Source organism: Sedimentibacter sp., assembly GCF_032080165.1.
GTDB lineage: Bacteria > Bacillota > Clostridia > Tissierellales > Sedimentibacteraceae > Sedimentibacter.
In genome coordinates this window covers 114,905-129,301 of record NZ_DAMASY010000007.1, presented here as the reverse complement: position 1 = coordinate 129,301, position 14,397 = coordinate 114,905, and the positions used below count along the sequence as shown (strand labels likewise).

Genomic DNA, 14,397 nt, shown 5'->3' with positions numbered 1-14,397 from the left:
AAAACCGGGGGGACATTCCTGTGTTCCCCTTCCACTTAAGGAGAACAAATGAAAAATAAAATATTCATTGTCTCGTTTTTTGTTTTATTAGCAATAATTTTTCTTTTTGTTCCCTTAATAGAGCAGTTTACTATTTCTAACGGGAACACAAACAAAATAGTATATATAGGAAGTGTTGATGATTTCAGATATTTTCATATAAGCTTCCTGCATTCAGTTAACAGAACACCTGTAAATGAATTTTACAAAATAGATAAAAATAAGTTCATAGTTTATAAAACAACCTTTTATTCATATGGTGCAGGAATGGAGGGTGGTACACTTAAAGATGGTGTGGTTGAAATAAATGATATTGACAGAGAATTAAAAGAATTTACTTACATGGTGGGAACCTACGCAGATCATACTCTTTATTCAGATAACATAAGCTTTAAATTAGAAAAATTTATTGAGCACCAGCAACCTGCCGTGTTTCAAATCAAACGATGCTCAATATTTAATATATTAAGGAGGAATTTTCAAACATGAGTGACTCTAACTTAAATGAACCCCCTGCTGAAAAAAATGTTGATATTGATGAAAATTTAGATATTGATGAAATAATGGCCAAATTCGACAAAGAATCCTCATATAGGAGATTAAGCGGAATACAAAATAAAATTGTTTCCGTATTAGCAGTAATATTTGCATCATTTCAGCTTTATACTGCGATATTCGGAATATTGCCGGCTCAGATACAACGTTCTGTTCATTTAGCTTTCATTTTTGCTTTAGTATACTTATTGTATCCGGCATCCGGTAAAGCCGACAGAAAGAAATTCGGATGGATTGATGTTTTATTTTCAATAATAGGTTTTTCGGTAGCAATGTATATTTCGTTAAATTTTGAAGCTCTTTTATTAAGAGCCGGAGATCAAAATACATTGGATATTGCTATAGGAATAATTGGTATTATTTTTGTACTTGAAGGTGCCCGAAGAGTTGTTGGATTGCCGATTGCAATAATCGCAACCGTATTCCTTGTCTATGCATTCGTAGGTCCGTACATGCCGGGATTCTTAAACCACAGAGGTTATTCTTTGTCAAGAATAGTAAGTCACATGTATTACACTACAGAAGGAATTATAGGCATTCCTTTAGGAGTTGCAGCCACATTTATATTTCTTTTTATAATGCTTGGCTCCTTCTTAGAGAAAACAGGTATCGGAGAGTTTTTTATCGACCTGGCAAATTCTGTTGCAGGCTTTGCTGCGGGAGGACCGGCTAAGGTTGCAGTAATAACAAGTGCATTAGAAGGAACTATTTCAGGAAGCTCCGTTGCTAATACTGTTGGTTCGGGCAGCTTTACTATTCCTTTAATGAAAAGCTTGGGATATAAGCCTGAATTTGCGGCAGCAGTAGAGGCGGCAGCATCCACCGGCGGTCAGTTAATGCCCCCGATTATGGGTGCAGCGGCATTCTTAATGGCAGAATTCATCGGTATACCATATTCTCAGATTGCCAAAGCTGCAATAATACCGGCTCTGCTATATTTTACAGGTATCTTCATAAGCGTTCATCTTGAAGCAAAAAAATTAGGTATGAGAGGAATGAGCAAAGAGGAGCTTCCTAAAATTTCAAAGGTTATGCTTGACAGAGGATATTTGTTCGTTCCGTTAGTGGGAATAGTTTATTTCTTAATGGAAGGCTCTACTCCTGTTAAAGCTGCCCTTTATGGTTTAGGACTTTCTGTTGTAACAAGTGCTATCAGGAAATCAACAAGATTAAGTTTGAGAAATATATATGAAGCATTAGAACAAGGTGCTAAAAATGCCCTTGGAGTTTCAATGGCATGTGCTTGCGCCGGCATTATAGTAGGAACTATTACATTGACAGGATTAGGACTTAAGTTAGGCAACGGATTGGTTGCACTGTCAGGTGGAAAATTATTGTTGACATTATTCTTTACAATGATTACTTCCATAATATTAGGTATGGGGGCACCGACTACGGCAAACTATGTTATAACATCGACCATAGCAGCTCCTGCTTTAGTTTTGCTTGGAGTTCCGGTACTTGCGGCTCACATGTTCACATTCTACTTCGGTATTATTGCTGATATAACTCCACCTGTTGCCTTAGCTGCCTTTGCAGGAAGTGCTATAGCAAAGAGTAATCCTTTAAAGACGGGGGTGCAAGCAAGCAAGCTTGCAATTGCGGCATTTATTATACCGTATATGTTTGTTTTGAATCCTGCTATATTGTTGATTGATACAACACCGATACAAATTGTACAAATGATAATAACGGCAGTAATCGGAATGGTCGGAATAAGCTCTTCCATGGAAAATTACTTGTTTGCACCTATGAACAAGTTTGAAAGAGTCGTATTTCTGGTTGGCGGATTGATGATGATTCATCCGAATATAATAACAGATTTAATAGGAATTGCAATATTAGCAATTGTATTTATATATCAAATGAAAAAAGCTAAGTAAGATGCCCTGACTCTATTTTGAAGTAAATATTTTTGTGAATGAGACTGCGAGAATCTCATCTTTTCATCCGGTGAGATCCTCGCTGTTTTTTTATTTTTGTTTTAACATCTCAATTTCATTGTCGGTCAAATGCCTGTATTCTCCTACCTTCAATCTTTCATCCAACTTCAAAGGTCCCATGGACAATCTCTTTAAATATATTACCTCATTGTTAACGGCATTAAACATTCTTTTAACCTGATGAAACTTGCCTTCTTTTATTGTCACGTAGCAGGATGACGGATATCCGGATTCAATTATTTGCAGCTTAGCAGGCAAGGTTTTATAGTTTTCATTGGTTAATATAACTCCTTCGGAAAATGCTTTTACATCCTTCTCCGTTATTTCCTCCTCCACCTCTGCATAATAGGTTTTATCAACGTGTTTCCTTGGCGAAAGCAGATCATGGGCAAGCTGACCGTCATTTGTAATCAACAAAAGACCCTCTGTGTCCTTATCTAAACGTCCCACAGGAAACAGATTATATATTTTATCCTCTTCGTTCAATAAATCTATAACTGTTTTGTCAAAGTTGTCTTCTGTAGCCGAAACAACTCCGCTTGGCTTATTCATCATCAAATATATGTACTGAACGTATTTTATTATTTTGTCTTTGTGTTTTATTTGGTCAATATCGGTGTCTATAATTTTTGAACTGTCTTTTACAATTTCATCGTTTATTTTAATATGTCCTTTTCTTGCATCCTGCTTTATTTGCTTTCTTGAACCAATTCCCATATTAGAAAGGATTTTATCTATTCTGAATTTCATATTTACCCCTATAACATGACTATACAGTGCCATTATTTTAATTCATTATAACATTTGTACCTAATGTGTCAACGCTAATATCATGCATTGACTTTAGAATAATTAAGTAATATCATTTATGCAGGCGAAAAATTTAATCAAGAGAGGTGCTTCATGATTCAAACAATTATTAAAGGATTTACTATTGGCATCGCATACGTTGCTCCAATAGGTATGCAAAACATGTATGTAATCAACACGGCAATGACCCAGCCAAAATCAAGGCTATACATGGTTGCACTTATAACTATTTTTTTTGATATTTCATTGGCTCTTGCCTGCTTTTTCGGAATGGGTGCATTAATTGAAGCAGTTCCCATAGTAAAAATATTGCTTTTAGGTCTTGGCTCTGTTGCAATTATCTGGATTGGTATCGGGCTCATACGATCTGCTCCGAAGCTAAACAATACGATGGAAACCAAAAAAACTTTCGCACAAGTTGCTTTAGCATGCTTTTTGGTAACCTGGGCAAATCCGCAGGCACTCATAGACGGAACAATGCTTTTCGGCGGATTCAGAGCTTCACTTTCGACAGATATGGCAAAATACTTTATAATTGGTTCTTCATTAGCATCATTAGCATGGTTTTTATCACTTGGAACAATTGTAAGTGTATTTAAGAAGGCATTTAATGAAAAGGCATTGAAAATAATTAACATTGCATGCGGAGCGGTTATAATTTATTATGGTATAAAATTAGGAATAAATTTTTTTGAAACGATTTAATTAAAAAAGATGAGATAATTTCTCATCTAAGATTGATTACAAAGTAATCAAGATGATAGGTTGTATATATTTACAACCTATCGTTTCCCATTGGTATAAAATCATTACTGTCTCTGAACTTTTTCAATCGTTCAATTAACATATCTTTATCTTTGTTCAAGACACCTGCTTGATTCAAATAATTTGAAACGTGGTTTGCTCTGAATATACAATCAGTTAACTCCATATTTTCAAGCATAATTATATTTTCATCTAATGTTTGGATTGGATCCAGCAATTTAAACTTGCCCTGTCTTACGTCATCTGCAAGCTCCGATTCTTCTTCAACGACTAATCTCAACAATGAAAAGTAATGGGGATTTATTGCCGAAATAACCTTTGCGGATTCTACGGCATGCTCTTCCATAAACTCTACTCCGCCAAGTCCTGAAATAATCATGCATGAAAGCTTAAATCCCGCTTTTACCGCCTTCTGACCTGCTTCGATCATCTCACGCTGATTAACTCCCTTTTCCATCACAGAAAGCACTTTGTCTGAGCCGCTTTCAACTCCGAGATACAAAAGTTCTAAGCCATGTTCCCTTATCAGTTTTAATTCTTCATCTGTTTTTCTTATCAAATCCAACGGTCCCGAATAAGAGCTGATTCTTTGAGCCGATGGAAATTCGGCTTTTATATAATTTAATAAACCGATTAATTTATCAGTTTTTAAGCATAATACATTACCGTCAGCTAAAAAAATCCTCTCCGGTCTCTTATGATAAGCTTTTAATTCCTTTATGTGCTCTTTTATTTCATCATTTGATTTTAATCTGAACTGCTTGCATTTATACATGTAGCAGAACCTGCATTTATTGTGTGAACAGCCCTCAGTGACTTGGATTATTAAACTTCTTGCTTCACTGGGCGGTCTGTATAATGGCATTGAATACATCGTTATTCCTCGCAATGTATGTTAGCTCCGATATTTTGAAGCTTTTCTATAATATTTGCATAACCTCTTTTTATATGATAAACTTCCGTGATTTCTGTTTCACCGTCAGCTATAAGCCCCTCAATTATTAAAGCAGCTCCTGCTCTTAAATCAGTTGCTTTAACCTTTGCACCGCTTAGTTTACTGCTTCCTTTTAAAATTGCGCTGCTTCCTTCAATTTTCACATTTGCTCCCATTCTGGACAGCTCGCTTGCATGCATAAACCTATTTTCAAAAATAGTTTCATGTATGATGCTTGTACCCTCCGCTATGGCCAGCATAGCCATAAATTGTGCCTGCATATCCGTTGGGAATCCCGGATATGGAAGAGTCTTAATATCTACGGGTTTGATATTGCCGTTAGATACAACCTTTATTTTATCATCATATTCTTCTACAGTTGCTCCTGTTTCTCTGAGTTTTGCAATAACAGGCTGAAGGTGACTGGAAACAACGTTTTCTATTGTAACATTTCCTCCGGCTGCAGCTGCCAAAACCATATATGTACCTGCTTCTATTCTATCAGGGATTATTGTATGTTCTGTCTTATGAAGCTTCTCTACTCCCTTTATACGTATTGTCTTTGTTCCCGCTCCGATTATATTGGCACCCATACTGTTTAAGAAATTTGCCAGATCTACTATTTCCGGCTCTTCGGCGGCATTTTCCAGAATTGTTTCTCCTGCGGCAAGCGAAGCTGCCATTATAATATTTTCCGTAGCCCCTACACTGGGGAAATCTAAATAAATATCATTACCGATTAATCTTTCAGTCGCAGCATTAACATATCCGCTTTCTGATTTTACCTCAGCGCCTAAATATTTAAAACCTTTTAAATGCAAGTCAATAGGTCTTGTCCCAATAGCGCACCCACCGGGCATATAAACCTTTGCGCTATTGCATCTTGCCAATAAAGGTCCCATCACTAAAAATGATGCTCTCATTTTACTGATTAATTCATATGGTGCTTCACATGTATTTATATTCTTGGCTGAAATTTTCAGCGTGTTATTTTCTATTTTTTCTACATTTGCTCCCAAGCTTTCAAGAAGTTTACACATAACCTGAACATCTTGCAAATATGGTACATCATGAATTATACATTCTTCATCAGTCAACAGTGTCGCTGCCAATATAGGCAGTATTGCATTTTTGGAACCGTCAACTCTTATATTCCCATTAAGCCCTAAGCTTTTTCTTACTATTATTTTTTCCATGTTTCTCCCTTAATAGCTACTGTTTTTATATTTATATATAATAACATTTTTCGCAAAAAATTTCAATAAAAAAAAGAAAATAGCGTATGATTAAAATAAAGGGGGACGTTATATTTAAAAGTTACACGCTGTTTTCTTTTTTAGTATTATGAGCAATTAATTATTTTTTATTCATATTTTAAAAAATTTATGGTTACTTCACTCTAATACTATAAAATTTTTAATTTTTATTCATTTCTTTAGTGTGTAGTCATTTTTCAATAACGTATGGAATAAAGGGATTTAAGATTTTTATAATAAAGTAGGTAAAATCATCATTATAAACAACCTGTCAATCCCTTCAACCCTCATTCTTTGCTACTTATTAACAACATCTTTAATATCTTTTACATCTCTTTCAATAACCGTTAATTTTTGCTCATATCCTTCTAATACATCTGCAAATTTATCGATACTTACTTGAAATTTTGATAACATTTCATAATTCTTTGATTCTCTTTCAGCACTTTGTTTTGTGCTATCTGTATACATCCTAAATATAAACCAGCCACATCCTATTACGCAAGCTACAGGAAAGCCGAAATTTTGAATTATATTATTTATATCCATGTTAATTACTCCTTTAAAAAAAGAAAGCATATGCTTTCTATATTATTATATGTATCTTATTTATACTTGTCTCAAAACTGCTGTATCTATAGAGTTATTCAATTAAAAAAATATTCCTGAAAATTCTTTTATATTAATTTGTAATGTGGTTTTTCTTCTTTGAACATCCAATATCTTAAATAATCATCTAAATATATAGCAGGTAAAGCAAGAAAAAACCATATGACACTTGTTTTCAAACTTATTTGCCCAATTAAATTAAACTTTAAATTACTATAGTCCCAAATATCTAATTTTAACCAGATATTTAATATTACTCCTGCAATAAATTCTATTGCTGTTACTATAAAAGAGGATATTATCATTTGTTTTACAAGAGACATTTTATAAGTGTAAAGTTCATTTAGCAAGCCTATACAAATAAAACACAGCCCTCCTACCAAAATCATAGCATAATGGCTGTATCCTCTATATACCAATTCAATAAAATAATATATTACCCCACCATATATAAGCAAAGTCATATATTCAAATACTTTTTTCATAGCTCATTACCTCAAATTTCACTGTAGTCAATTATTATACTTTCCAATTCTTCGTGAGTAATACAATTTTTAATTTGTACTTCTAAGACCTGCTGTTGTTCCACCCTTGGATAGGTATTCCCATTTTATTATAAAATCATAAACCAATTCTCCCGTTAATTTCAATATTTTTTGTAATTCTAACAATTTACTTAAAATACAAAAAACGTGTAATTTTAAATACCTATGGGGACGTTATATTTAAAAGTTACACGCTGTTTTCTTTTTTAGTATTATGAACGATTAATTATTTTTAAAAAATTTATGGTTATAAAATTAAGCGGGGGGCTTTTTCAGCAGTCTAAGATAACTCCCATCGTTTTAAAATTACCTCTGCTGTAAACAAATCTGCGTCAATGCTGATTTCCAAAATACCTTCCTGGATCTCCATCAACGATTTTGCTATGGCAAGACCTAAGCCGCTTCCCTCAGAGCTTCTTGACTCGTCTCCTCTTTTAAATCTTTCCATCAATTCCTCCGCAGGAATATTCAGCTCATAGGCAGAAACATTTTTAAAGCTTACTCTTGCTTCTTTTTCTGTTTCTGTAATATTTATATAAACTCTTGAGCCCCTGATCGCATATTTAAAAATATTAGATAACAAATTCTCCATAACTCTGCTTAACAATCTGCCGTCTGCCCATGCATATACTTTTTCCTCAGTCGCAGTTACCTTAAATGTCAATTCTGATTCATTAATTTTTTCATCTAACTCTCCTAATATTTGTGAAACCAATGCATTTACATTAACTTTCACAAATTTTGGCTCAATGCTCCCGCTTGTTGCCTTTGCTGCTTCAAATAAATCTTCTGTGAGTGTTTTTAACCTTTTTGATTTTCTGTCTAAAACCTCTAAATACTTTGGAGCATTATCCGAACAAAGTCCTTCTCTTTTTAATAAATCGATATACGACATTATTGATGTAAGCGGTGTTTTTATGTCGTGAGAAACATTGGTTATTAATTCGGTTTTTAATTTTTCACTTTTTACCTCGTTTTGAACTGCCGTTTTCAAACCGCTTGTCATTTCGTTTATATTTTCTGCAAACTGTTTAAATTCTCCGGTTCCTTCTACGATTATTTTTTTGTCATAATCACCATTTTTGGCAATCTGTAAACCTGCCTGAATAGTTTCAAATTTCTTGACCTTTGTATATACAATATAGACGGTAGTTAAAGCGATAATTACCAATAACGGAGGATAGTTTAAGCTGTATGCCGATATTCCTATTAAAAATATTATTGCTCCTATTGATTTTAGCATCAAAGGTCCGCTTGCAACTATTTTTAGTATACTGTTAATTAGAGCTCTAAATAACAAGTAAAACAATGAATGCTTTATAAATGTTCTATTTTTGATTTGTCTTACAATGGAAAAAAACAATAATAATATTATTGTTACGAATATCAATGCTGAAGATATCATTGTAAATCTAAATAAATTTATGTTTACAAACCTGAGATCCAATACACTGTAAAAATTAAAATATCCAAAGGCAACAATACCTGTTATCAATATTAAATTTAAATCGGTAGGTAAATCGTCTATTGTATATAAATTGATTTCTTCATTATGCACTGTCCTGCCCGTGACTGAAGAAAGGTAAACAAAGCATGTTAATATAATACATAAACATAAAACTATAACTGCTGTGTTTTTAATTAATATCTGCCTGTCGGAATTCCATCTGTTTACACGAAGCAGAAGACCATCATCGGTTAAGCTTGCATAGATGGAAGTTTTATCTCTTTGTTTTTCTAATTTCTCAAATATATCCGTCAAGGATGCGGAAAAGCTTCCATATCCGTTATTTGGAACTATTTCAATGGATTTATTATCTATTACAATATATACATTGAATAGCTTATAATAGTTTTTATCCGGTCTTTCCGTATTGGTTATTACATTTTTACCGTCAGTTGCATAATAAATTAATCCTTTTGGATCATTCAGGTCATCTAATATTTGATGGTAAGTTGTCAAATCAGAGTTCAATATTGTTTCTTTTACTTTCTCTATTTCCTTACTTCTTTCCTTCCAAAAAAGCTCTTTTGACTGCTGATTGTTTTCGTAACCCATTTCGGTAATATAATTGTTATACAAATTAGTAAGCTGCCAACTGTCCTCTATTTCTAAATCTTCGACCGTTTGTCCTTCGAGTATATAATCCTCACTTTTATAAACACTCAAAATATATTCTAATCGATTTGCAGCATAACGAAGCTCGTTGCTTAGTGTATTACTTTTTAAATAATTCTTTTCTGATATACTTTCATAATTTTCTACATTGAGATAAATATTCAAGCCGGAAGACACACCTACCATAACGCATATCAATATCAATACAAAAGCAGCTATTTTAGTAATTCTTTTTCTTTTATAAATCTTCCACTTTGTAACCAACACCCCACACCACCTTCAGGTATCTTGGATTTTTCGGGTCTATTTCTATTTTTTCTCTTATCCTTCTGATATGGACTGCCACAGTGTTTTCGGGATTAAAAGAAGGTTCGTTCCATACCTCCTGATAAATTTCATCTATGGAAAACACCTTGCCTTTATTTTTTGTAAGCAATAACAATATTTTATATTCAACCGGAGTCAGCTTCACTGATTCTCCGTCAACGGTAACTATTTTTCTTTCGTCATCCATAAACAAGCTGCCTGTTTTATAACAGTTGCTTCTTTCTACTTCACCGGCTCCGCCTAATGTGGTATATCTTCGAAGCTGCGACTTAACTCTCGCCAATAGCTCCAACGGATTGAACGGCTTTGTAATATAATCGTCGGCTCCCATATTAAGTCCAAATACAATATCTGTTTCTTCTGATTTGGCAGACAGCATAATTACGGGAATATTTTTTATTTCCCTGATTTTTGTTGTAGCTCTTATTCCGTCCATTTCCGGCATCATTATATCCATAATGACTAAATGCACTTCATTGTACTTAACCATTTCTATGGCTTCTACGCCGGAGTAGCTCTTTAAAATATTATAACCTTCATTTTTTAAATATATCTCTATTGCGTCAACTATTTCTTTATCATCATCACAAACTAAAATATTCATATTATCTCCTACTTTAATCTTTCAAGTCCGTTACGGACAGCATCTATAACATCTTGCTCCTGATCTATACGATAATTTCTTGATACTGTTATTTCCGGCTTCGTCATGTCGTAATCCTGACCGTTCCACAAAACTGCAAGCTTAATTTGTCCATACTGAGTAATTCTGTTAAACATATCCTCTAACCATTCACTTTTATTACCTCCCGATGAAGCACATGAAAATTCCGTTATCATCATGGGGTGTTCGAAGTGCTTAACATAGTCATAATAGAAATGATCATAGCTTTCCGCAAAGCTTCTCCATGTCTCTCCTTTGTAATAGTTACCTGTATTATATGATGTGAGACCTACTATATCTACGTATTCATCTCCCGGGTAATAGTTTAAGTAATGGTTATACGAATAGCCGGGAAATGATTTTTCATTTGGGTTCCATACGAAAATTAAATTATCTACTCCATGCTCTTTAAATTTATTGTATATGTATCTCCAGCATTCAATAAATAAATCTGTGTCCTTACCCACCAGATGTGCTGAATACCAAACCCATTCGCCATTCATCTCATTGTTTAATCTGAACAGAACCGGATAATCATATTCATTAAAGCTTTGTGCCAGATGGTCTAAATAATCGTCATATTTTCCTTCTATTATATCAAGGGTTATATCTGTTTCCCTGCCATCAATTATATCAGTGGTGTATAAGCCATATTCTACAACCTTTCCTTGTTCCTTTGCCAGATTCATATAATCTGTTTTGAAAGGACGCACAAATGAGTTATATAGCAATACAACCGGAAATTCGTAATTAAACATTTGTTCAAGCTGCTTTAATCTGTAATCGTATGTAGGATACGTTGGTTCAAATATTCCAAAATCTATTTTTTCATTATTGATAAAATAATTATCAAAAAACTCTTGTGTTTTTTCATCAAAGTTTTTTTGTACCGGTTTAAAAACGGCATCATCCTTCATTGTTCCTGTTTTATCTATTAATTTAAAGCTTGGCATAATATAATCTATATAAACAGGATATTCGGATTTAATAAACACTGTTATTATTTCCTTGTTATGCCTCGGAAATGCAATCATAGCATAATAATTGAGATCCGGTTCATCACTTTTTACCTTTCTTCTTTCAAACAATGTAATATGACCGTAAGCTCCGTTAAAATTATGATTGAATTCTTTTGTTATTACAAAATCAGAGTTTTTTAATATTCCTTTATTTCCGTAATTTATATATGTAGTAATATTATCTAAAGAGTTTTCAAAATTATCATACAAAATATCAACCACTACATTTTCAGACTCGAATCTGCTTTTTATACTTACAATGTCTTCCTTTAATTCAAGATTATCCAAAAGAATAATTTCATATCCGTAAGGATTGTTGGTATATTTATTATAACCTGATGAATAGGGAGCTAAAATTGTTGAATCTTCTTCTGCAAATGCAAAATTGATTGACAATATCAACAGTGAAATTGTAATAGCAAATATTTTTTTAAGGTTCATAAATTTCTCCTTTTTTCTCTTAATTTTCTGTCATCTACAATTTTACCAAGACATAATAAGGTTGTCAAATGAATAGGAATAAAAATATACATTGTTAATAAAAAGCAATTGTGTTATAACTATATTAGAATGTCCCTCGGCTATATGTGGCGAGGGATGCTGAGATGACAGGAGGAATTATAAAATGATTACTATAAATACATTTAAAAGGGGGTTAACCAATGGTATTACCACCCTTTTAGATTTAATGAAAATATTAGTTCCCGTCTACGTAATAGTGCAGATTTTATCATTATCCGGATTACTAAATATAATAGCTGAATTCTTTGCACCGATTATGTCAGTATTCGGACTGCCTGGTGAAGCTTCACTAATAATGATATTAAGTTATTTTTCAGGCACATATGCAGCGCTGGGTGCCTTGGCTGCAATAGAATTGACAGGTCTTCAAATAACCACAATAGCAATAATGAGCTCCATAGCGCATAATTTAATAACTGAAGGTGCTGTTGTTAAAAAGTTAGGGGTTAGCACATTTGCCAGCATTTCAGTTCGTTTATTTTTTTCATTACTAATGGGATTTTTATTTTATAGGATATTTGGGTGATGTTATGGATGCAATAATTGATATATTAATTAATCTGATTTCATTTATATGGAGTATAACAAAGGTGTTAATACCCATAATGATTGTAATTGAAATATTCAAGGATACTAAATTGATAGATAAGTTATCAAAAGCAATTAAACCGGTTTCCAATTTTTTCACTATAAGTGAAAAATCCGGTGTATCATTGCTGTTCGGAATAGCATTCGGGTTGACTATCGGTGCAGGAGCAATTATACAAAGTGTTAAGGATTACGATGTTGATAAAAGAAGTATCTTCTTGATTACAATGTTTTTATCCGTATGTCACGCTGTGGTTGAAGATTCAATGATTTTCGCAAGTGTAGGAGCAAATATAGCGGCACTGTTAGGTGCGCGTTTTATTTCCGCAATACTAATAACATTTATATTATCAAGATTTATTAAGAAAGATGCCTTTGAAGTAGAAAAGGGAGACTAAATCTCCCTTTTTTAAGATAACCCTTTTACTTCTGTCTCTTCTTTGCTGTAAACAGCAAATTTATTAAATCCATACTCTGTAAACTGGTTTAGTTGTTTGCCAAGCTTTTTAGCTTTTTCGTAAACGGATACCGAATATCCTGCATTTCTTAATTCATCGGATTTTCTCATAACATCTACATAATTGTCCGATGATTCAAACAACAAAACTAATTTTTCCTGATTAGGAACCTTGAACTTTTCTTCCATCAGCTGATTTACCAATCTTTCAAATCCGATTGAAAAGCCAATTGCAGGGATTTTCTCACCTATGAAGTTACCAACCATTTCATCGTATCTGCCACCGCCTGCTATTGAGTAACCCAAGTCCTTATACGCGATTTCAAATATTGAACCGGTATAGTAGCCCATGCCTCTTATTAAAGTGAAATCATATTCTATTTCATATTTATCTTGCGCGTATTCTCTTGACCATTCAAGAATTTCTTCCACTTCTTTTTCAACTTCTTCAGCCACTCCATAATTTTTCAAGCAACTGGTTTTTTCTTTATTGATGTTTTCAAGTGCCTCAATTAACTTATTTATGGAGCCTTCTGAATATTCCTTAGCTTTTAACTCCTTTTCCACTCCCGACAAACCGATTTTGTCTAACTTGTCGACAATTATACACACATTGTCAAATTCTTCTTCGGTAAATCCACAGTTTAGTATTACGGTTTTTAATACTCTTCTGTCATTGAATCTTACTATGAAATCAGTTACACCCAATGCGGTCAGTGCTTTTGCAGTTGTTGCAATAAGCTCAAGCTCCGCCTTGTTTGTACTGTCTCCGATTATATCTATATCACATTGCTTGAAGCTTCTGTACCTTCCTTTTTGTGCTCTTTCGGCTCTGAATACATTGCCTACCTGCAAAGCTTTAAATACTGAAGGTAAATTTGATTTGTTATTGCAGTAGAAACGGCTAAGCGGAACCGTAAGGTCGTATCTGAGTCCTAAATCGGCTAAGTCATCCTCTGTCAGAGCTCCTTTTGAAAAATCAAGCTTATCTCCTCTTTTTAATATTTTGAATATTAATTTAAGGTTTTCTCCGCCTTTACTGCCTATTAGGTTTTCAATATTTTCTACAACCGGAGTTTCTATCAGTTCAAATCCGTTTTGCTTATATGTATTAATTATAACACCCTCAACGTAATCTCTTATTTCCTTTTCTTGCGGTGTTATATCTCTCATCCCTTTTGCAGGGTTTAAATTTGCTTTCATCGTTCCTCCTTAAAATTCATCTGCCGTTATTTATTTTATATG

The 14,397-nt window shown here is 33.5% G+C and carries 14 protein-coding genes; 5 read left to right on the top strand and 9 right to left on the bottom strand.

The features are described from left to right. Nucleotides 1-48 precede the first annotated feature (48 nt). Both RT412_RS11340 and RT412_RS11335 read left to right on the top strand, forming a co-directional pair. Nucleotides 49-528 carry a DUF1850 domain-containing protein gene (locus RT412_RS11340; RefSeq protein ID WP_313346710.1) on the top strand — a complete coding sequence of 160 codons (480 nt, stop codon included), beginning with the start codon at nt 49-51 and terminating at the stop codon, nt 526-528. Then, a complete protein-coding gene (locus RT412_RS11335; RefSeq protein ID WP_398439342.1) occupies nt 525-2,477 on the top strand; it encodes a TRAP transporter permease in 1,953 nt (650 codons plus the stop codon). The genes RT412_RS11340 and RT412_RS11335 overlap by 4 nt, the downstream gene beginning before the upstream one ends. A 90-nt stretch (nt 2,478-2,567) precedes the next feature. Here the strand turns inward: RT412_RS11335 and RT412_RS11330 are convergent, their stop codons facing one another. Next, nucleotides 2,568-3,287 carry a pseudouridine synthase gene (locus RT412_RS11330; protein ID WP_313346712.1) on the bottom strand — a complete coding sequence of 240 codons (720 nt, stop codon included), beginning with the start codon at nt 3,285-3,287 and terminating at the stop codon, nt 2,568-2,570. A gap of 153 nt (nt 3,288-3,440) precedes the next feature. Between RT412_RS11330 and RT412_RS11325 the strand changes: the two genes are divergently transcribed. After that, nucleotides 3,441-4,052, top strand: coding sequence for a LysE family transporter (locus RT412_RS11325; RefSeq protein ID WP_313371174.1), 612 nt, complete (start codon nt 3,441-3,443; stop codon nt 4,050-4,052). A 70-nt stretch (nt 4,053-4,122) separates the two neighbouring features. On the opposite strand, the gene RT412_RS11320 is transcribed toward RT412_RS11325, so the two are convergent. From RT412_RS11320 to RT412_RS11290, 7 genes are all read right to left on the bottom strand, one after another. Beyond that, nucleotides 4,123-4,986 (bottom strand): radical SAM protein, encoded by an 864-nt coding sequence (locus tag RT412_RS11320; RefSeq protein WP_313344836.1) that lies wholly within the window; start codon nt 4,984-4,986, stop codon nt 4,123-4,125. Nucleotides 4,987-4,988: 2 nt separating this feature from the next. Then, on the bottom strand, nt 4,989-6,242 hold the full coding sequence (gene murA / locus RT412_RS11315; RefSeq protein WP_313344833.1) for a UDP-N-acetylglucosamine 1-carboxyvinyltransferase: 1,254 nt from the start codon (nt 6,240-6,242) through the stop codon (nt 4,989-4,991). 357 nt (nt 6,243-6,599) lie between these two features. Continuing rightward, a complete protein-coding gene (locus RT412_RS11310) occupies nt 6,600-6,851 on the bottom strand; it encodes a hypothetical protein (protein WP_313344831.1) in 252 nt (83 codons plus the stop codon). A gap of 128 nt (nt 6,852-6,979) precedes the next feature. Next, entirely contained in the window at nt 6,980-7,396 is a 417-nt protein-coding gene (locus tag RT412_RS11305) for a putative ABC transporter permease (protein ID WP_313344828.1), read from the bottom strand. 340 nt (nt 7,397-7,736) lie between these two features. Then, nucleotides 7,737-9,842 carry a HAMP domain-containing sensor histidine kinase gene (locus RT412_RS11300; RefSeq protein ID WP_313344825.1) on the bottom strand — a complete coding sequence of 702 codons (2,106 nt, stop codon included), beginning with the start codon at nt 9,840-9,842 and terminating at the stop codon, nt 7,737-7,739. Beyond that, nucleotides 9,814-10,506 (bottom strand): response regulator transcription factor, encoded by a 693-nt coding sequence (locus RT412_RS11295; RefSeq protein WP_313344823.1) that lies wholly within the window; start codon nt 10,504-10,506, stop codon nt 9,814-9,816. The genes RT412_RS11300 and RT412_RS11295 overlap by 29 nt, the downstream gene beginning before the upstream one ends. Before the next feature lie 8 nt (nt 10,507-10,514). Continuing rightward, nucleotides 10,515-12,026 carry a glycosyl hydrolase gene (locus RT412_RS11290; protein ID WP_313344821.1) on the bottom strand — a complete coding sequence of 504 codons (1,512 nt, stop codon included), beginning with the start codon at nt 12,024-12,026 and terminating at the stop codon, nt 10,515-10,517. A 184-nt stretch (nt 12,027-12,210) separates the two neighbouring features. Between RT412_RS11290 and RT412_RS11285 the strand changes: the two genes are divergently transcribed. Then, nucleotides 12,211-12,633, top strand: coding sequence for a nucleoside recognition domain-containing protein (locus RT412_RS11285; protein WP_313344819.1), 423 nt, complete (start codon nt 12,211-12,213; stop codon nt 12,631-12,633). Nucleotides 12,634-12,637: 4 nt separating this feature from the next. Further along, nucleotides 12,638-13,093, top strand: coding sequence for a nucleoside recognition domain-containing protein (locus tag RT412_RS11280; protein WP_313344816.1), 456 nt, complete (start codon nt 12,638-12,640; stop codon nt 13,091-13,093). Between the two features lie 11 nt (nt 13,094-13,104). Here RT412_RS11280 and hisS read toward each other — a convergent pair whose 3' ends face one another. Then, entirely contained in the window at nt 13,105-14,355 is a 1,251-nt protein-coding gene (hisS, locus tag RT412_RS11275) for a histidine--tRNA ligase (protein ID WP_313344814.1), read from the bottom strand. Between the last annotated feature and the right edge of the window lie 42 nt (nt 14,356-14,397).

Coding starts and splice junctions, on each gene's coding strand:
- RT412_RS11295 (WP_313344823.1), bottom strand. CDS start 10,506: ATGAATATTTTAGTTTGTGATGATGATAAAGAAATAGTTGACGCAATA.
- RT412_RS11320 (WP_313344836.1), bottom strand. CDS start 4,986: ATGTATTCAATGCCATTATACAGACCGCCCAGTGAAGCAAGAAGTTTA.
- RT412_RS11305 (WP_313344828.1), bottom strand. CDS start 7,396: ATGAAAAAAGTATTTGAATATATGACTTTGCTTATATATGGTGGGGTA.
- RT412_RS11290 (WP_313344821.1), bottom strand. CDS start 12,026: ATGAACCTTAAAAAAATATTTGCTATTACAATTTCACTGTTGATATTG.
- RT412_RS11325 (WP_313371174.1), top strand. CDS start 3,441: ATGATTCAAACAATTATTAAAGGATTTACTATTGGCATCGCATACGTT.
- RT412_RS11335 (WP_398439342.1), top strand. CDS start 525: ATGAGTGACTCTAACTTAAATGAACCCCCTGCTGAAAAAAATGTTGAT.
- RT412_RS11280 (WP_313344816.1), top strand. CDS start 12,638: ATGGATGCAATAATTGATATATTAATTAATCTGATTTCATTTATATGG.
- RT412_RS11330 (WP_313346712.1), bottom strand. CDS start 3,287: ATGAAATTCAGAATAGATAAAATCCTTTCTAATATGGGAATTGGTTCA.
- RT412_RS11310 (WP_313344831.1), bottom strand. CDS start 6,851: ATGGATATAAATAATATAATTCAAAATTTCGGCTTTCCTGTAGCTTGC.
- murA (WP_313344833.1), bottom strand. CDS start 6,242: ATGGAAAAAATAATAGTAAGAAAAAGCTTAGGGCTTAATGGGAATATA.
- RT412_RS11285 (WP_313344819.1), top strand. CDS start 12,211: ATGATTACTATAAATACATTTAAAAGGGGGTTAACCAATGGTATTACC.
- RT412_RS11340 (WP_313346710.1), top strand. CDS start 49: ATGAAAAATAAAATATTCATTGTCTCGTTTTTTGTTTTATTAGCAATA.
- hisS (WP_313344814.1), bottom strand. CDS start 14,355: ATGAAAGCAAATTTAAACCCTGCAAAAGGGATGAGAGATATAACACCG.